15 protein-coding genes and 1 riboswitch are annotated in these 17,006 nt (G+C 69.2%); of the genes, 10 read left to right on the top strand and 5 right to left on the bottom strand.

The window, feature by feature from the left end:
• Positions 1-36: 36 nt before the first annotated feature.
• The 4 genes from ACIREI_RS42075 to gcvT form a co-directional block, all read right to left on the bottom strand.
• Entirely contained in the window at positions 37-1,404 is a 1,368-nt protein-coding gene (locus ACIREI_RS42075; protein ID WP_403345105.1) for an L-serine ammonia-lyase, read from the bottom strand.
• A gap of 86 nt (positions 1,405-1,490) precedes the next feature.
• Complete coding sequence (gene glyA / locus ACIREI_RS42070; RefSeq protein WP_403345103.1) at positions 1,491-2,762, bottom strand: serine hydroxymethyltransferase; 1,272 nt, start codon at positions 2,760-2,762, stop codon at positions 1,491-1,493.
• Between the two features lie 15 nt (positions 2,763-2,777).
• A complete protein-coding gene (gcvH, locus tag ACIREI_RS42065; RefSeq protein WP_019759220.1) occupies positions 2,778-3,155 on the bottom strand; it encodes a glycine cleavage system protein GcvH in 378 nt (125 codons plus the stop codon).
• Positions 3,156-3,320: 165 nt separating this feature from the next.
• Complete coding sequence (gcvT, locus tag ACIREI_RS42060; protein ID WP_403345101.1) at positions 3,321-4,442, bottom strand: glycine cleavage system aminomethyltransferase GcvT; 1,122 nt, start codon at positions 4,440-4,442, stop codon at positions 3,321-3,323.
• Positions 4,443-4,606: 164 nt separating this feature from the next.
• Positions 4,607-4,705, bottom strand: a riboswitch (glycine riboswitch).
• 169 nt (positions 4,706-4,874) lie between these two features.
• Here gcvT and ACIREI_RS42055 point away from each other — a divergent pair.
• From ACIREI_RS42055 to ACIREI_RS42015, 9 genes are all read left to right on the top strand, one after another.
• Positions 4,875-5,549, top strand: a complete 675-nt coding sequence (locus tag ACIREI_RS42055; RefSeq protein WP_403345099.1) for an AAA family ATPase — start codon at positions 4,875-4,877, stop codon at positions 5,547-5,549.
• 93 nt (positions 5,550-5,642) lie between these two features.
• Positions 5,643-6,446 (top strand): enhanced serine sensitivity protein SseB, encoded by an 804-nt coding sequence (locus tag ACIREI_RS42050; RefSeq protein ID WP_403345097.1) that lies wholly within the window; start codon positions 5,643-5,645, stop codon positions 6,444-6,446.
• 212 nt (positions 6,447-6,658) lie between these two features.
• Positions 6,659-7,453: an enhanced serine sensitivity protein SseB C-terminal domain-containing protein gene (locus tag ACIREI_RS42045; RefSeq protein WP_403345095.1), complete on the top strand. Its 795-nt coding sequence runs from the start codon at positions 6,659-6,661 to the stop codon at positions 7,451-7,453.
• Between the two features lie 361 nt (positions 7,454-7,814).
• Positions 7,815-8,813, top strand: a complete 999-nt coding sequence (locus ACIREI_RS42040) for an ABC transporter permease (RefSeq protein ID WP_403345093.1) — start codon at positions 7,815-7,817, stop codon at positions 8,811-8,813.
• A gap of 37 nt (positions 8,814-8,850) precedes the next feature.
• Entirely contained in the window at positions 8,851-10,620 is a 1,770-nt protein-coding gene (locus ACIREI_RS42035; protein ID WP_403345091.1) for an ABC transporter substrate-binding protein, read from the top strand.
• A 68-nt stretch (positions 10,621-10,688) separates the two neighbouring features.
• Positions 10,689-11,696 carry an ABC transporter permease gene (locus ACIREI_RS42030; RefSeq protein WP_403345089.1) on the top strand — a complete coding sequence of 336 codons (1,008 nt, stop codon included), beginning with the start codon at positions 10,689-10,691 and terminating at the stop codon, positions 11,694-11,696.
• Positions 11,693-12,784, top strand: a complete 1,092-nt coding sequence (locus tag ACIREI_RS42025) for an ABC transporter ATP-binding protein (RefSeq protein ID WP_403345087.1) — start codon at positions 11,693-11,695, stop codon at positions 12,782-12,784. The genes ACIREI_RS42030 and ACIREI_RS42025 overlap by 4 nt, the downstream gene beginning before the upstream one ends.
• Positions 12,781-13,971: an ABC transporter ATP-binding protein gene (locus ACIREI_RS42020; RefSeq protein ID WP_403345085.1), complete on the top strand. Its 1,191-nt coding sequence runs from the start codon at positions 12,781-12,783 to the stop codon at positions 13,969-13,971. Before ACIREI_RS42025 ends, ACIREI_RS42020 begins: the two co-directional genes overlap by 4 nt.
• Before the next feature lie 63 nt (positions 13,972-14,034).
• The gene (locus ACIREI_RS42015; protein ID WP_403345083.1) at positions 14,035-14,691 is read left to right on the top strand and encodes a trimeric intracellular cation channel family protein; all 657 of its coding nucleotides are present in this window, start codon (positions 14,035-14,037) and stop codon (positions 14,689-14,691) included.
• On the opposite strand, the gene ACIREI_RS42010 is transcribed toward ACIREI_RS42015, so the two are convergent.
• The gene (locus ACIREI_RS42010) at positions 14,600-15,847 is read right to left on the bottom strand and encodes an alpha/beta hydrolase (RefSeq protein ID WP_403345081.1); all 1,248 of its coding nucleotides are present in this window, start codon (positions 15,845-15,847) and stop codon (positions 14,600-14,602) included. The genes ACIREI_RS42015 and ACIREI_RS42010 overlap by 92 nt on opposite strands.
• Positions 15,848-15,980: 133 nt before the next feature.
• Between ACIREI_RS42010 and ACIREI_RS42005 the strand changes: the two genes are divergently transcribed.
• The gene (locus tag ACIREI_RS42005) at positions 15,981-16,844 is read left to right on the top strand and encodes a thioesterase family protein (protein ID WP_403345080.1); all 864 of its coding nucleotides are present in this window, start codon (positions 15,981-15,983) and stop codon (positions 16,842-16,844) included.
• Positions 16,845-17,006 lie beyond the last annotated feature (162 nt).

Raw genomic sequence — 17,006 nt, 5'->3', positions numbered from 1 at the left:
CGCCTGTCGCCACGGCTGGGCGGCGGGGCCGGGCCCTCAGCACTCGATGATGTTCACCGCCAGCCCGCCCCGGGCCGTCTCCTTGTACTTGACCGACATGTCCGCCCCCGTGTCCTTCATCGTCTTGATGACCTTGTCCAGGGACACCTTGTGCGAGCCGTCCCCGCGCATCGCCATCCGCGCCGCCGTGACCGCCTTCACCGCGGCCATGCCGTTGCGCTCGATGCAGGGGATCTGGACGAGGCCGCCGACCGGGTCACAGGTGAGGCCGAGGTTGTGTTCCATGCCGATCTCGGCGGCGTTCTCGACCTGTTCGGGGCTGCCGCCGAGGACCTCGGCGAGAGCACCGGCGGCCATCGAGCAGGCCGAGCCCACCTCGCCCTGGCAGCCGACCTCGGCGCCGGAGATGGACGCGTTCTCCTTGAAGAGCATGCCGATGGCGCCGGCGGCCAGCAGGAAGCGGACCGCGCCTTCGTCGTCCGCGCCCGGCACGAAGTTGATGTAGTAGTGGAGTACGGCCGGGATGATTCCCGCGGCTCCGTTGGTCGGCGCGGTCACGACCCGGCCGCCCGCCGCGTTCTCCTCGTTCACGGCCATCGCGTAGAGCGTGATCCACTCCATGGCGAGCGCCTTCGGGTCGCCCTCGGAGCGCAGCTTGCGGGCCGTGTTCGCCGCCCGGCGGCGGACCTTCAGGCCGCCCGGCAGAATGCCCTCCCGCGACATCCCCCGCGACACGCACTCCCGCATCACCCGCCAGATCTCCAGCAGGCCCGCACGGATCTCCTCCTCCGTGCGCCAGGCCCGCTCGTTCTCCAGCATCAGCGACGAGATCGACAGGCCCGTCTCCTGCGTCAGGCGCAGCAACTCGTCGCCCGTGCGGAAGGGGTACTTCAGGACCGTGTCGTCCAGCTTGATGCGGTCCGCGCCGACCGCCTCCTCGTCGACGACGAAGCCGCCGCCCACCGAGTAGTACGTCTTGGACAGCAGCTCCCCGCCGGACGCGTCGTACGCCCAGATCGTCATGCCGTTCGCGTGGTAGGGGAGTGCTTTACGGCGGTGCAGGATCAGGTCGTCGTCGAAGGAGAACGGGATGTCGCGCTCGCCGAGCAGACGCAGCAGGCCCGCTTCCTTGATCGCCTCCACCCGCTCGTCCGCCGTCTCCACGTCCACCGTGCGAGGTGAGGCGTCCTCCAGGCCGAGCAGCACGGCCTTGGGGGTGCCGTGGCCGTGGCCGGTCGCGCCCAGGGAGCCGTACAGCTCGCATCGTACGGACGCGACGGAGTCCAGCAGACCCTCGTTGCGCAGCCTGCGGGCGAACATGCGTGCCGCGCGCATGGGGCCGACCGTGTGGGAGCTGGACGGGCCGATGCCGATCGAGAACAGGTCGAAGACCGAGATGGCCACGGGGGACTCCTCAATACGGGGGGTGGTGCAAGGGGGTGGGGTGTCCCGTTCTCCTACGAGTGTGCGGGACACCCCACAAAAAGGAACTACTTGTTCAGACCGGGGTACAGCGGGTGCTTGTCCGCCAGTGCCCTGACCCGGGCCTTGAGGGACTCGGCGTCGTAGGACGGCTTGAGCGTCTCGGCGATGACGTCCGCGACCTCGGTGAAGTCCTCGGCCGTGAAGCCACGGGTGGCCAGGGCGGGCGTGCCGATGCGCAGGCCCGAGGTCACCATCGGCGGGCGCGGGTCGTTCGGGACGGCGTTGCGGTTGACCGTGATGCCGACCTCGTGGAGGCGGTCCTCGGCCTGCTGGCCGTCCAGCTCGGACTCGCGCAGGTCGACCAGGATCAGGTGCACGTCGGTGCCGCCGGACAGGACGTTCACGCCGGCCGCGCGGGCGTCGTCGGCCGTCAGCCGCTCGGCGAGGATCTGCGCGCCCTCGACCGTACGACGCTGACGCTCCTTGAACTCCTCGCTCGCGGCGACCTTGAAGGAGACCGCCTTGGCCGCGATCACGTGCTCCAGGGGGCCGCCCTGGAAGCCCGGGAAGACGGACGAGTTCAGCTTCTTCGCGAAGTCCTTCTTCGCGAGGATGATGCCGCCACGCGGGCCGCCCAGCGTCTTGTGGGTGGTGGAGGTGACGACGTCCGCGTACTCGACCGGGTTCGGGTGGAGACCGGCGGCGACCAGGCCCGCGAAGTGCGCCATGTCGACCCACAGGTACGCCTCGACCTCGTCCGCGATCCGCCGGAACTCGGCGAAGTCCAGCTGCCGCGGGTACGCCGACCACCCGGCGATGATCACCTTCGGCCGGTGCTCCTTGGCGAGCCGCTCGACCTCGGCCATGTCCACCAGGCCGGAGTCGTCCACGTGGTACGGGACGACCTTGAACTGCTTGCCGGAGAAGTTCAGCCGCATCCCGTGGGTGAGGTGGCCGCCGTGGGCCAGGTCCAGGCCGAGGATGGTGTCGCCGGGCTGGGCCAGGGCGAACAGGGCGGCCTGGTTGGCGGAGGCGCCGGAGTGGGGCTGGACGTTGGCGTACTCGGCGCCGAACAGCTCCTTGACCCGGTCGATGGCGATCTGCTCGGCGACGTCGACATGCTCGCAGCCGCCGTAGTAGCGCCGGCCGGGGTAGCCCTCGGCGTACTTGTTGGTGGCGACCGAGCCCTGTGCCTCCATGACCGCGACCGGCGCGAAGTTCTCGGAGGCGATCATCTCCAGGGTGGACTGCTGGCGCTCCAGCTCGGCGTCGAGCGCGGCGGCGACGGCCGGGTCGAGCTCGTGCAGGGGCGTGTTCAGAAGCGACTTGTCAGACATGGGGGATACGGCTCCTCAGCCGGCGGTGTGGGCGTCGTACTCGTCGGCGGAGAGCAGGTCGGCCGGCTCCTCCGTGACGCGTACCTTGAACAGCCAGCCGCCCTCGAAGGGGGCGGAGTTCACCAGCGCCGGGTCGTTCACCACGTCCTCGTTGATCTCGGTGATCTCGCCGGTGACCGGGGAGTACAGGTCCGACACCGACTTGGTCGACTCCAGCTCACCGCAGGTGTCACCCGCGGTCACCGTCGAGCCGACCTCGGGGAGCTGGGCGTAGACGACATCGCCGAGCGCGTTGGCCGCGAACTCGGTGATGCCGACTGTCGCGACGCCGTCCTCGGCGGTCGACAGCCACTCGTGCTCCTTGCTGTAGCGCAGCTGCTGGGGGTTGCTCATGGCCTGAATTCTCCTGTACGCGCGGGAGTGGTGAGGGATGGGGGACTGCTGGAAACGTGCGTGAGCAGCGGAAATGTGCGCAGGGTCACGCACGGGCCGCTGTCGGTCTGTATTTCTCGGCCGGTCCGGTGCTTCCGGTTCTCGGCCAGTCTGGTGCTTCCGGCGCTACTTCTGCCGCTTGTAGAACGGCAGCGCCACCACCTCGTACGGCTCGTGGCTGCCGCGGATGTCCACGCCGACCCCGGCCGTGCCCGGCGCCGAGTGCGCCGCGTCGACGTACGCCATCGCGATCGGCTTGCCCAGCGTGGGGGAGGGGGCACCCGAGGTGACCTCGCCGATGACCTCGCCGCCGGCGACGACCGGGTACCCGGCGCGCGGGACGCGACGCCCCTCGGCGACCAGGCCGACCAGGACGCGCGGCGGGTTCTCCGAGGCACGGGAGGCTGCCGCGGCCAGCGCCTCACGCCCGACGAAGTCGCCCTCCTTCTCGAACTTCACCACCCGGCCGAGCCCGGCGTCGAAGGGGGTGAGGGAGGTCGACAGCTCATGGCCGTACAGCGGCATGCCCGCCTCCAGGCGCAGCGTGTCCCGGCAGGACAGCCCGCACGGGGCCAGGCCGACGGCCTCGCCCGCCTTGGTCAGCGCCTGCCACAGCTCGACGGCGTGCTCCGGCTTCACGAACAGCTCGAAGCCGTCCTCGCCGGTGTAGCCGGTGCGCGCGATGAGGGCGGGCACGCCGGCGACGGTGCCGGGCAGGCCGGCGTAGTACTTCAGGCCGTCGAGGTCGGCGTCGGTGAGGGACTTCAGGATGCCGGGGGACTGCGGGCCCTGGACGGCGATCAACGCGTAGGCGTCCCGGTCGTCGCGCACCTCGGCGTCGAAGCCGGCCGCCCGCTCGGTCAGCGCGTCCAGCACCACCTGGGCGTTGGAGGCGTTGGCGACGACCATGTACTCGGTCTCGGCGAGCCGGTAGACGATCAGGTCGTCCAGGATGCCGCCGTCGGCCCGGCAGATCATGGTGTAGCGGGCGCGGCCCACACGGACGGAGGCGATGTCGCCGACGAGGGCGTAGTTCAGCAGCTGAGCCGCTTCGGGCCCCGTCACGGTGATCTCGCCCATGTGGGAGAGGTCGAACAGGCCGGCCTTGGTCCTTACGGCGTTGTGCTCGTCGCGCTCGGAGCCGTAGCGCAGGGGCATGTCCCAGCCGGCGAAGTCGGTCATCGTCGCGCCGAGCGAGCGATGCAGGGCATCGAGCGCGGTGTGACGGAGTTCTTCTGTACTGCTCATCGGACGGATGTCTCCCAAGGCATGACGGGCGAGGTCGTTCCTCCCCATCTGTCATCGGAACCTGAGAGGTTCGCCACGACCGCCACAGGGACGATCACGGCTTGCACCTTGGGTGGAGCCACGCGTCTCGAAGAGAGAGGGAGCGGCCCGCTTTTCAGATGTGCCTCGCCCGCGCGGTAACGGGGCCTGAGAGATTCAAGGGAGGGACTTGCTCCTTCGGCGCCCCGGCGATGCACTGCCAGGGACTCTCCCGCGCGGATTCAAACGGCCGGTATGCAGTTGGCGCGAACATCATTGCATGCCGGGACGGTTCTGGGGCAGGCCGCGTCTGTAACCGGCTTGTGGCAGGAAGAGAACAAAAACCGAGAGATCCTCTATTACCTTCTCTTTACGCTCAGTGGGGATGGGTATCCCTGACCCCGGAGGAGGACGATGACGGTGAACCGCACGACGGCGTATGCCACGACCTCGGGCATCGCGCTGCCCAAGCAGCCCGCGGCCCCGGCCGCCGAAGCCCGCGGTACGCGTCTCGCACCCGTGGTCCGCGACCTGCGCGAGCGTTCCGGCCACAGCCCGCACGCCCTGCTCTTCGGCCCCGAGGACCTCGTGGTGATCACCGGCCTGCCCGGCAGCGGCAAGTCGACGCTGATGCGCCGCACCGTGAAGGGCACCCGCATCGACTCCCAGGACACCCGGGACCGCTGGGCCGCCCGTATGCCACGCTTCCTTCCCTACGCCGTCTACCGCCCCCTGGTCCGCCTCGCGCACTACGCCGGACTGCGCCGGGCCCTGCGCTCCGGCGAGGGCGTCGTCGTGCACGACTGCGGTACGCAGGCCTGGGTGCGCGGCTGGCTGGCCCGCGAGGCCCGCCGCCGCGGCGGCACCCTGCACCTGCTGCTGCTCGACGTCCCCCCGGGCACCGCCCTGGAGGGCCAGCGCGAACGCGGGCGGGGCGTCTCCCGCTATGCCTTCCTGCGCCACCGCAGAGCGGCCGCCCGCCTGCTGCGCTCGGTGGAGAAGGGGCACCTGCCCCAGGGCTGCGGCTCGGCGGTGCTGATCGACCGGGAGGCGGCGGACGTCCTGCGCCGGATCGACTTCACGGGCTAGGACAGGTCCTGGGCGTCCGTAGACCTGCAGGGAGTGGTCACCCGCTAGCCTTTTGGGCCACAGCAGCGGTTCACAGCAGGCGGTTGAGCGTAGATGGACTTCCCAGCGGACCTCCCGGCGGATCTCCCCGCGGACTTCCCGGCACCGGCACACCCCCATCCCCACGGCGGGTGGCCCGGCAACGAACTGGAGGAGGTGCTCTCGGCCTCCCTCGGCCTGCCCTCGGCGGGCGGCCGGATCCTCGAGGTGCTGGGCCGCAGCTTCGTCTGGGTGCCCCTGCCGGGCGGCGGCGGCCCGCACAGCGGCCCGCTGGACCTGCCCACGGTGGAGATGGGGGGCCAGGCGTACGTCCCGGTCTTCAGCTCCGAGGAACAGTTCCGCCAGGTCGTCGGCTCCCACATGTCGTACACCGTCGCCCCCGCCGTGGAGTTCGCCCGCGGTCTGCCCCCGCAGGTGGGCATCGCCCTGAACCCGGAAGGCGTGGTCGGCGTCCCGCTGCCCCCGGCGGCGGTGGCCGACCTGTGCCGGGTGGGCCGCACCCCGCTGGACGGCCTCAACTCCGGCGGCCGCGTCAAGCTCTACGAACCCGACTGGCAGGACGACCCCATCGACTTCCTCGCGGCGGCGTCGGCCGAGTTCGCCGAAACCGGCGTGGTCGTGACGGCCCGCCGCTGCCTCGCGGCGATCGAGACGGCCGAGCCGGTGATGTTCATAGGCGTGGAACTCGCCCACTGGGAAGGCGACCTGCGCGCCGCCCCCATGGACGCCCTCGCCCGGGCTCTCGGCCGCGCCCCGGCCCCCTGGCCGGTCAACCTGGTCCTGCTGGACGTGGCCCAGGACCCGGTGATCGAGTGGATGCGCCAGAGAGTCCGTCCCTTCTACCAGCGGGATTTTTGAACCCCCTGGGGGCAGCGCCCCATCAGGGGCGCGGGGCTGCATCGATGTGCGGCTCCGCCGCGTGGGCGCGACCAGCCACAATGAACCCGCAGACGACAGACCGCATCAAGTCCCGAGCTCCCCGGCTCTCCCAGCGGAGCGCCTAAGCTGGGCTCATCACTCGGTCGGCCAAACCGACGGAGTCACGACGTTTCCCGAAGGGGCGGTAAAAGGTGAGCGCGAGCGGCACCACCTCGACCGGTCAGGTCGAGCACATGCTGCGCCAGGTGACGCCCGGGCGCTACGACGCCTACGAGGCCCTCCTGCGCGCGCTCGCGACCCCGTCCGCCGGCCAGGTCTGGATGCTGCTGTGGCACGGCCAGGCCGGCTCACCGGACGCCCAGTACGGAAACATGGAGGTCGACGGCCACGGCTACGCCCCGTGCGTCACCTCCGCCCAGGAGCTGTCGGCCAGCGGCTGGAACCGCAGTTACGAGGTGGTCGACGGAGTCGACGTGGCCCGCACCCTCTACCCGGACCACTACGGCCTGTGGCTGAACCCGCACGCCCCGGGCGGCGGCGTCGGCATCCCCTGGCTCGACCTGCGCCGCATCGCCACCGGCCTGGACCGCCAGCCCGCCGGTCCCCTGCGCCTGTCCGAGCCCGGCATCGACATCCCGCAGTTCTACGCCCTGCTCGCGCAGAACGCCCACCGCACCCCGGCCGTCCGCTCCCTGCGCCGTGCCTGGGTGCAGCCCGCGCTCGGCGCGCCGTATCTCGCCATCGGGCTCGACGTGTACGACACCAGCCCGCCCGCCGTGGACTCGGTGCGCTCGATGATGCTGCAGTCGATCGGCGCGTGTCCGGACGGGCTGCCGGTCTCCACCGTGGCGATGTCCGACGAGTACGACCCGGTCGCCATGTGGATGCGGGCCAGCGCCCGCCCCTTCTACGACCGTGAGGCACACGCCCCCGCGCAGGCGCCGGCCGCCGGGTACGGCTACCCACCGGCACAGGGCCGTTACTGATCATCCGGCGGCTAACCTACTGTTCAGTCCGCAGCCCGGCTGTCGTAGCCGTACGCGGCCGTCGACTTCGGTTTCGCAGGTAGATCTTCGCGCGTAGATGCGATCGGAAGGTCCCGGTCCATCCTCATACGCCCCAACTGGCGCGCGTCCGGCCGCCGTTACCTGGTGTTCGAATAACGGAACCCACCAGACAGCATCACGGTTACGCATCCTTTCCCCGCCAACTCTGGCAACAGATCGCCAAAGCGTTGAAGACTCCCCGCTAGACACGGGCCGGTCGGTCCTGTGTACGAGTGGAAGCAACCGCTACAGCGGCAGCCAGGGGGCCGACGACCGTCGGCCGAGAGGGGTCAAACTCACCGTGACGGCACCGATCGAGACCACCGGATCGCAGGCCGAGGCCCAGCCCGAGGCCGTGCTGAAGGGTGTCGAGTCCAAGCAGATCGAGGGCCGGTCTCTCGGGCAGATCGCCTGGACCCGTTTCAAGAGGGACAAGGTGGCCGTCGCCGGCGGCGTCATCGTCATCCTGCTGATCCTGCTGGCGGTGCTCTCCCGACCCATCCAGGCCCTCTTCGGACTGGACCCGAACGCCCTGAACCAGGACCTCATCGACCCCAACACCTCGCTGCCCAAGGGCGACTTCGGCGGCATGAGCTGGGATCATCCGCTCGGTGTCGAGCCGAAGTTCGGCCGCGACATCGCCACCCGCATCCTCGAGGGCTCCTGGGTCTCACTGGTCGTCGCCTTCGGCGCCACGATCCTGTCCAACACGATCGGCACGATCCTCGGCGTGGTGGCCGGCTACTACGGCGGCCGGGTCGACACGATCATCAGCCGGATGATGGACACCTTCCTGGCGTTCCCTCTCCTGCTGTTCGCCATCTCCATCTCGGCCACCCTGCAGGGCGGTGCCTTCGGGCTGGAGGGCCTGCCGCTGCACATCACTGTGCTGATCTTCGTGATCGGCTTCTTCAACTGGCCCTATCTGGGCCGCATCGTGCGCGGCCAGACGCTGGCCCTGCGCGAGCGGGAGTTCGTCGACGCCTCGCGGGGGATGGGGGCCAAGGGGCCCTACATCCTCTTCCGGGAGCTGCTGCCGAACCTCGTCGGCCCGATCATCGTCTACTCGACGCTGCTCATCCCGACCAACATCCTCTTCGAGGCGTCCTTGAGCTTCCTGGGCGTCGGCATCCAGCCCCCGCAGGCGTCCTGGGGCGGCATGATCAGCCAAGCGGTTCCCTACTACCAGGTCGACCCGCAGTACATGATCGTGCCTGGTCTGGCCATCTTCGTGACCGTCCTGGCGTTCAACCTGCTCGGCGACGGTCTCCGTGACGCACTCGACCCGCGCAGCCGCTGAACCGCGGCCGCGGTACGAGTCCAACAGGTTTCCAACAATGGAGGGGAAGCGGACCATCATGCGAAGGTCAACGCTGGCCGCGGTTGCGGCTATCGGCAGTGCGAGCCTGCTGCTCTCGGCATGCAGCAAAGCCGATGACAACGGTGAAGACGGAAACAAGTCGGCTGGGGCCAACGCAGCGACCAAGGGTGTCGTCAACGCCTCCACCCAGAAGGGGGGCACGGTCACGTACGAGTACTCGGACGTGCCGGACTCCTTCGACCCCGGCAACACGTACTACGCGTACATGTACAACCTCAGCCGGCTCTACGCCCGCCCGCTGATGACCTTCAAGCCCGCCGCGGGCGAGGCCGGCAACGAGCTGGTCCCGGACCTCGCGGCGGCCCCGGGCGAGCCCAGCAACGGCGGCAAGACCTGGACGTACAAGCTGCGTTCGGGTCTGAAGTACGAGGACGGCACGCCGATCACCTCGAAGGACGTCAAGTACGCCGTCGAGCGCTCCAACTTCGCGCGTGACGTGCTCTCCCTCGGCCCGAACTACTTCCAGCAGTTCCTCGAGGGCGGCGACAAGTACAAGGGCCCGTACAAGGACAAGAGCGACAAGGGCCTCGCGTCCATCGAGACGCCGGACGACAGCACGATCGTCTTCAAGCTCAACCGCGCCTTCCAGGAGTTCGACTACCTGGTCGCGACGCCGCAGACGGCTCCGGTGCCCAAGGCCAAGGACACGGGCATCGACTACGTCAAGAAGATCGTGTCCTCGGGCTCCTACAAGTTCCAGAGCTACGACGAGGGCAAGCAGGTCGTCCTCGTCCGCAACGAGAACTGGGACCCGAAGACGGACCCGCTGCGCAAGCAGTACCCGGACAAGATCGTCGTCAAGCTCAAGGTCAACGCCGAGACCATCGACCAGGACGTCCAGGCCGGCACCGCGATCGACCTCGGTGGCACCGGTGTCCAGGCCGCGACCCAGGCGAAGGTCGTCAACGACGCGGCGCTGAAGGCCAACACCGACAACACCTACGGTGGCCGCCTGGTCTACATGGCGATCAACAACCAGGTCGCGCCGTTCGACAAGGTCGAATGCCGCAAGGCCGTCGAGTACGCCATCGACAAGGTCTCCGTGCAGACCGCCCTGGGCGGCCCGATCCGCGGTGACATCGCCACCACCGTCCTGCCGCCGGACATTCCGGGCTACCAGAAGGCGGACGTCTACGCCACCGAGGGCAACAAGGGCGACGTCGCCAAGGCCAAGGAGCAGCTGAAGGCCTGCGGCAAGACCACCATCAACACCAACATCTCGGCGCGCAGCGACCGCCCGCAGGAGATCGACGCGGCCACCGCGATCATCGCCTCGCTGAAGAAGGTCGGCATCAACGCGACCATGAAGCAGTTCCCGTCGGGCAAGTACTTCACCGACTACGCGGGTGTGCCGGCGTTCGACAAGAAGCAGAACATCGGCCTGCACATGATGCAGTGGGGCGCCGACTGGCCCTCCGGCTACGGCTTCCTGCAGCAGATCCTGCACGGTGACGCGATCGGCGCGTCCGGCAACACCAACCTCTCGTACATCAACGACAAGCAGATCAACGAGACGCTGGAAAAGGCCATCGCCACCGAGGACGAGGCCGAGCGCAACAGCCTGTACGCGCAGATCGACAAGCGTGCGATGGACCAGGCCGCGCTCGTCCCGCTGTCCTACTTCAAGGTCCTGCTGTACCGCCCGGCCAACTTCACCAACCTGGTGTCCACGGCGGCCTTCAGCGGTCAGTACGACTACCTCAACATCGGCACGACCAAGAAGTAGCCCCGGAAGGCAGGTGAAGGCATTGGTGCCCGCGGGCTTAGCCGCCCGCGGGCACCAGCGCCGGTCCCGTGATCTCGTACATCCTCCGTCGGACGTTCGCGGCAGTGATCCTGCTGCTGGTCGTCACCGCGGTCACCTTCGCGATCTTCTTCCTGCTGCCACGGCTCGCCGGCCAGACCGCCGACCAGCTGGCGCAGCAGTACCTCGGGAAGAGTCCGTCGCAGGCGGACATCGCCGCGGTCAAGCAGAACCTCGGTCTGGACGACCCCGTGTACGTCCAGTACTGGCACTTCATCAAGGGGATCGTGGCCGGCGCCACTTATGACCTGGGCCCCACCACCACGCACTGCAGCGCGCCCTGCTTCGGCTACTCCTTCAGGACCCACGTCGAGGTCTGGCCGCAGCTCACCTCGCGCATTCCGGTGACCCTCTCGCTGGCCGTCGGTGCCGCCGTGATGTGGCTGGTGTCCGGCGTCCTGATCGGCGTGATCTCCGCGCTCAAGCCCGGCAGCATCTTCGACCGCACCTTCATGGGCATCGCGCTCGCCGGTGTCTCGCTGCCCATGTTCTTCACGGGTCAGCTCGCCCTGTTCCTCTTCACCTTCCAGTGGCCGATCTTCGGCCGCACCTATGTGCCGTTCACCGAGAATCCGGCCCAATGGGCCAACACCCTCTTCCCGGCCTGGTGTTCGCTCGCCCTCCTGTACTCCGCGATCTACGCCCGGCTCACCCGCTCGGGCATGCTGGAGACGATGAGCGAGGACTTCATCCGCACGGCCCGCGCCAAGGGCCTGCGCGAGCGCAATGTCGTGGCCCGGCACGGGCTGCGGGCCGCGCTGACCCCGATCATCACGGTCTTCGGCATGGACCTGGGCCTGCTGCTCGGCGGCGCCGTGATCACCGAGAAGGTCTTCTCGCTGCCCGGCATCGGCCAGTACGCGGTGCAGGGCATCACCGACAACGACCTCCCCCCGATCCTCGGCGTCACCCTGCTCGCCGCCTTCTTCGTCGTGATCGCAAATCTCCTGGTGGACCTGCTCTACGCCGCCGCCGACCCGCGCGTGAGGCTCTCGTGACCGAACTCTCCAAGACCGGAGCCGCCGTGGGCGAGCCCTCGCCCTCGAACGCACCCGACGCCTTCCTCGCGGTCCGTGACCTCAAGGTGCACTTCCCGACCGACGACGGCCTGGTCAAGTCCGTCGACGGGCTCAGCTTCCAGGTGGAGAAGGGCAAGACCCTCTGCATCGTCGGCGAGTCCGGTTCCGGAAAGTCCGTCACCTCGCTGGCGATCATGGGCCTGCACCGGCTCGGGGCGCGCGGCAAGAACGTGCGGATGTCCGGCGAGATCTGGCTCGGCGGCAAGGAGCTGGTCGCCGCCGACCCGGACGAGGTGCGCCGGCTGCGCGGCCGCGAGATGGCGATGATCTTCCAGGACCCGCTGTCCGCGATGCACCCGTACTACACGATCGGCACCCAGATCGTGGAGGCCTACCGGGTCCACCACGACGTCAACAAGAAGACCGCGCGCAAGCGGGCGATCGAGATGCTCGACCGGGTCGGGATCCCCGAGCCGGACAAGCGCGTCGACAACTACCCGCACGAGTTCTCCGGCGGTATGCGCCAGCGAGCCATGATCGCCATGGCGCTGGTCAACAACCCGGAACTGCTCATCGCGGACGAGCCGACCACCGCCCTCGACGTCACCGTCCAGGCGCAGATCCTCGACCTCATCCGGGACCTGCAGAAGGAGTTCGGCTCCGCGGTCGTCCTCATCACCCACGACCTCGGCGTGGTCGCCGAGATCGCCGACGACGTCCTGGTGATGTACGGCGGCCGGTGCGTGGAGCGCGGCTCGGTCGACGACGTCTTCGAGCGGCCGCAACACCCGTACACCTGGGGCCTGCTCGGCTCGATGCCGCGCATCGACCGGGAGACCTCCGAGCGGCTCATCCCCGTCAAGGGCCAGCCGCCGAGCCTCATCAACGTCCCCTCGGGCTGCGCCTTCCACCCCCGCTGCCCGTACGCGGACGTCCCCAAGGGCGATGTCACCCGTACCGTGCGCCCGGAGCTCCAGCAGGTCGGCGGCGGGCACTTCTCCGCCTGCCATCTCTCGCAGGAGGACCGTACGCGGATCTGGACCGAAGAGATTGCGCCGAAGCTGTGAGTGAGACGAAGAAGACGGACGCGGCGAAAACCGACGAGGCGAAATCCGGTGCCGCTTCCGGCGAGCGCGAGGTGCTCCTCAAGGTCGAGGGCCTGCAGAAGCACTTCCCGATCCGCAAGGGCGTGCTCCAGCGCCAGGTCGGCGCGGTCAAGGCCGTCGACGGCATCGACTTCGAGGTGCGCAAGGGCGAGACCCTCGGCGTGGTCGGCGAGTCCGGCTGCGGCAAGTCGACCATGGGCCGGGTCATCACCCGCCTCCAGGACCCGACCGGCGGCTCGATCCACTTCGAGGGCAAGGACATCACGCGGCTGAACACAGCCGGGATGCGCCCGCTGCGCCGGGACATCCAGATGATCTTCCAGGACCCGTACGGCTCCCTGAACCCCCGGCACACCATCGGCTCCATCGTCTCGGCGCCGTTCCGCCTCCAGGGCGTCGAGCCCGAGGGCGGGGTGAAGAAGGAGGTCCAGCGCCTCCTTGAGCTGGTGGGCCTGAGCCCCGAGCACTACAACCGCTACCCGCACGAGTTCTCCGGCGGCCAGCGCCAGCGCATCGGCATCGCGCGGGCGCTCGCGCTCAAGCCCAAGCTGGTGGTGGCCGACGAGCCGGTCTCCGCGCTGGACGTGTCGATCCAGGCGCAGGTCGTGAACCTGATGGACGACCTCCAGGAGGAGCTCGGCCTCACGTACGTGATCATCGCGCACGACCTCTCCGTCGTACGGCACGTCTCGGACCGTATCGCGGTGATGTACCTCGGCAAGATCGTCGAACTCGCCGACCGCACCTCGCTGTACGAGGCGCCGATGCACCCGTACACCAAGGCCCTGATGTCGGCCGTGCCGGTGCCGGACCCCAAGCGCCGGGGCGCCAAGAGCGAACGCATCCTGCTGCGCGGTGACGTGCCCTCGCCGATCTCCCCGCCCAGCGGCTGCCGCTTCCACACGCGGTGCTGGAAGGCGACGGAGATCTGCCGGACGACGGAACCGCCGCTGGCGGAGCTCAGGCCCGGCCAGCGGGTGGCGTGCCACCACCCGGAGAACTTCGAGGACCAGCAGCCGCAGGACACGGTGCTGCTGTCCGTGGCCAAGGAGGCCGCGACGCTGGTGCCGGACGAGGTGTCCGCGGAGCCGAAGACCGGGGCGTCCACCGAGCCGTCCACCGAGTCCTCCACGGACGAAAGCAAGTAACCGCACTCAGGCCCCCGCCTTGCTTTGCAAGGCGGGGGCTTTCGGTTGCGCAAGAATGTGCGAGTGCTCCAGCAATTGTTCAGCCCGTCCGTCCAGCACACGCTCGACCTGATCGGCATCTTCGTCTTCGCCATCTCCGGCGCCCTGCTGGCCGTCCGCAAGAACTTCGACGTCTTCGGTATCGCCGTCCTCGCCGAGGTCACCGCCCTGGGCGGCGGGCTGTTCCGGGACCTGATCATCGGCGCGGTACCCCCGGCCGCCTTCACGGACCTGGGGTACTTCCTCACCCCGCTGCTCGCCGCGCTGCTCGTCTTCTTCCTCCACCCGCACGTGGAGCGCATCCAGACCGGCGTGAACGTCTTCGACGCGGCGGGCCTCGGCCTGTTCTGCGTCGCCGGGACGACGAAGGCGTACGACTACGGCCTCAACCTCACCGCGTCCGCATGTCTGGGCATGGCGACCGCCGTGGGCGGCGGTGTGCTGCGGGACGTCCTGGCCAACGAGGTGCCGTCACTGCTGCGCTGGGACCGCGACCTGTACGCGGTCCCGGCGATCGTCGGCTCCACGATGGTCGTCCTGTGCCTCCACTACGACGCCCTGAACCCGTTCACCAGCGCCCTCGCGGCCGTCACGGCCTTCGTGCTGCGGCTGCTGGCGATGCGGTTCCACTGGCGAGCTCCGCGTGCCTGGAACCGGCGGTCGACGGTGCGAGAGGAGTAGTCCCGCCCGAGCCCGGCGCCGTACGGCCCGGGGGCTGTGTGCCCATCACCTCGGTCAGCCAGCGGAACGCCGGGACCACCTGCGGCTTCCACAGCGCCATGGTGTGGCCGCCCGCGGAGGTCGGGATGAACACCACGTCCACGGTCGTGGGCGCCTTCGCCACCCGCTGGATGGCCAGGGCCGCCTCGTACCCGTCCTTCGGCTGACCGGACAGATAGAGCGCGACGCGCGGCGGTACACGGGACCCCTTCAGAAGCATGTACGGGTTGTTCGCGGCCCGCAGGGCCGGGGACTTGCCGGCCAGCGACTGGGGTACGGCGGCGGGGTCGTTGTAGCCGGACATGCTGACCGCGGCCCGGTAGCGGTCGGGGTGGGCGACCGCCAGCTTCGCCGCGCAGTGCGCGCCCGCCGAGTACCCGGCGACCGCCCAGCCGTCCGGCGCGGCCTGGGCCCGGAAGTTGTCCATGACCATCTTCGGTACGTCGATGCTGAGCCAGCTGTCGGCGTTCACCTTGCCCGGGATGTTCGCGCAGCCGGTGTCCTTGCCCGGCAGCAGCGTGGTGCGCGGCGAGACGATGATGAACGGCTCGATCTGCCCGCTGCGCATCAGCGGTGCCAGCTGCTCGGGCGCGTCCATCGTGCCGTACCACGCCTTCGACGAGCCCGGATAGCCCGGCAGCACCTCGACGACCGGGAACTTGTGGTTGCGGTAGGCGGGGTCGCGGTACTGCGGCGGCAGCCAGACGTTGACCTCGGCGTGCACTCCGGAGACCCGGCCCTTGAGCTGGGTGACCAGCACTCCGCCCTCCGCGCGCATGCCGGGCCCCTTGCCCGGCTTGAAGACCTGCCGGACCTTGGGCAGCTGCTCCAGCGCGATCCCGCCGGTGCCGCTCGCCCCGAGGTCGGCGGCCTCGTGCACATGGTCGCTGGTGCCGAGCAGGTCGCCCCAGTTGTCGTACAGCTGGTTGGAGTTGTTGACCATCGTGAAGACCAGGGCGACCGCCGTGCCCTGCGCGAACAGCAGCATCAGCACCCGGGCGGCGGCCCGCAGGATCTTGGGTCCGCGCACCCGTGACCAGAGGACCAGCGGCAGCGCGACGGCGACGACGCACAGCGCGATGAGCGTGTAGAGGAACGGGGTCCCGGTGAGACTCATGTCCTCATAGAGGGGGAGATCGGTCTCCGGGTTTCGGACGAGCGGGGACACTTACCGAAAAGTTGCTCACACCTAGCCGACGGTTGAAGCAGCAAAGCTACCGCTTAGTAGTTAGCTGTTGTACGGTTCAGCCATGCCAGAAGCAGCCTCCGCCCCGACGGCCCCGCAGGCCACGATCGGCGACAGCGAGTTCGACCGCGACACCGCGCTCACCGCGCGCGCACCCGGCGTCTACGACATCGACCTCTCGGCCGGCTGGACCATCATCAGCGCCGTCAACGGCGGCTATCTGCTGGCCGTCCTCGGCCGCGCCCTCGCGGACGCCCTGCCGCACAGCGACCCGTTCACCATCTCCGCGCACTACCTGACCGCGTCCCAGCCGGGTCCGGCGGTCGTCCGCACGGACGTGGTGCGCACCGGGCGGACGCTGTCGACCGGTCAGGCCTCGCTCTTCCAGCGCGACGACGAGGGCAACGAGATCGAGCGCATCCGCGTCCTCGCCTCGTACGGTGACCTCGACTCCCTCCCCGACGACGTCCGTACGACGGCCAAGCCGCCGGCGTTCCCGCCGATGGAGCACTGCTTCGGCCCCGAAGACGGACCCGCTCCCGTCTCGGGCAGCTCGGCCATCGCCGACCGCCTGATGCTCAAGCTCGACCCGTCCACCCTGGGCTGGGCCCTCGGTCAGCCGTCGGGCAAGGGCGAGATGCGGGCGTGGTTCGGCCTCGCCGACGGCCGCGACGCCGATCCGCTCTCGCTGCTGCTGGCGGTGGACGCGCTGCCCCCGACGGCCTTCGAGATCGGCATCTCCGGCTGGGTCCCGACGGTCGAACTCACCGTGCACATACGGTGCCGCCCGGCCCCGGGCCCGCTGAGGGTCTCGATCACGACCCGCAACCTGGCGGGCGGCTTCCTGGAGGAGGACGCCGAGGTCTGGGACAGCGCCGACCGGTTGGTGGCGCAGTCGAGGCAGCTGGCGCGGGTGAGGCTCGGCTGAAGCGCCCCGACCCGCGGTCGCGCACGGGCCGTTGAGGCTGGTCGTCAGGTGGGCAGAACCCGCTTCTGTCACGGCCTTGTACCAGCGAGTAGGTTGTCGATCTGAGGAAACGCGCAGGTCGGTGAGGTGTCTTTAAGGGTGCTTTGCCTCGCGCACAGGCCC

This window comes from Streptomyces sp. NPDC093591, assembly GCF_044764885.1.
In the GTDB taxonomy this organism is placed as follows: Bacteria; Actinomycetota; Actinomycetes; order Streptomycetales; family Streptomycetaceae; genus Streptomyces.
This window is presented reverse-complemented; position numbering and strand designations above follow the sequence as displayed.

What these genes read in the sequence shown, in the direction of transcription:
- glyA (WP_403345103.1), bottom strand. Translation starts at nt 2,762, where the DNA reads ATGTCTGACAAGTCGCTTCTGAACACGCCCCTGCACGAGCTCGACCCG.
- gcvH (WP_019759220.1), bottom strand. Translation starts at nt 3,155, where the DNA reads ATGAGCAACCCCCAGCAGCTGCGCTACAGCAAGGAGCACGAGTGGCTG.
- gcvT (WP_403345101.1), bottom strand. Translation starts at nt 4,442, where the DNA reads ATGAGCAGTACAGAAGAACTCCGTCACACCGCGCTCGATGCCCTGCAT.
- ACIREI_RS42055 (WP_403345099.1), top strand. Translation starts at nt 4,875, where the DNA reads ATGACGGTGAACCGCACGACGGCGTATGCCACGACCTCGGGCATCGCG.
- ACIREI_RS42050 (WP_403345097.1), top strand. Translation starts at nt 5,643, where the DNA reads ATGGACTTCCCAGCGGACCTCCCGGCGGATCTCCCCGCGGACTTCCCG.
- ACIREI_RS42035 (WP_403345091.1), top strand. Translation starts at nt 8,851, where the DNA reads ATGGAGGGGAAGCGGACCATCATGCGAAGGTCAACGCTGGCCGCGGTT.
- ACIREI_RS42010 (WP_403345081.1), bottom strand. Translation starts at nt 15,847, where the DNA reads ATGAGTCTCACCGGGACCCCGTTCCTCTACACGCTCATCGCGCTGTGC.
- ACIREI_RS42005 (WP_403345080.1), top strand. Translation starts at nt 15,981, where the DNA reads ATGCCAGAAGCAGCCTCCGCCCCGACGGCCCCGCAGGCCACGATCGGC.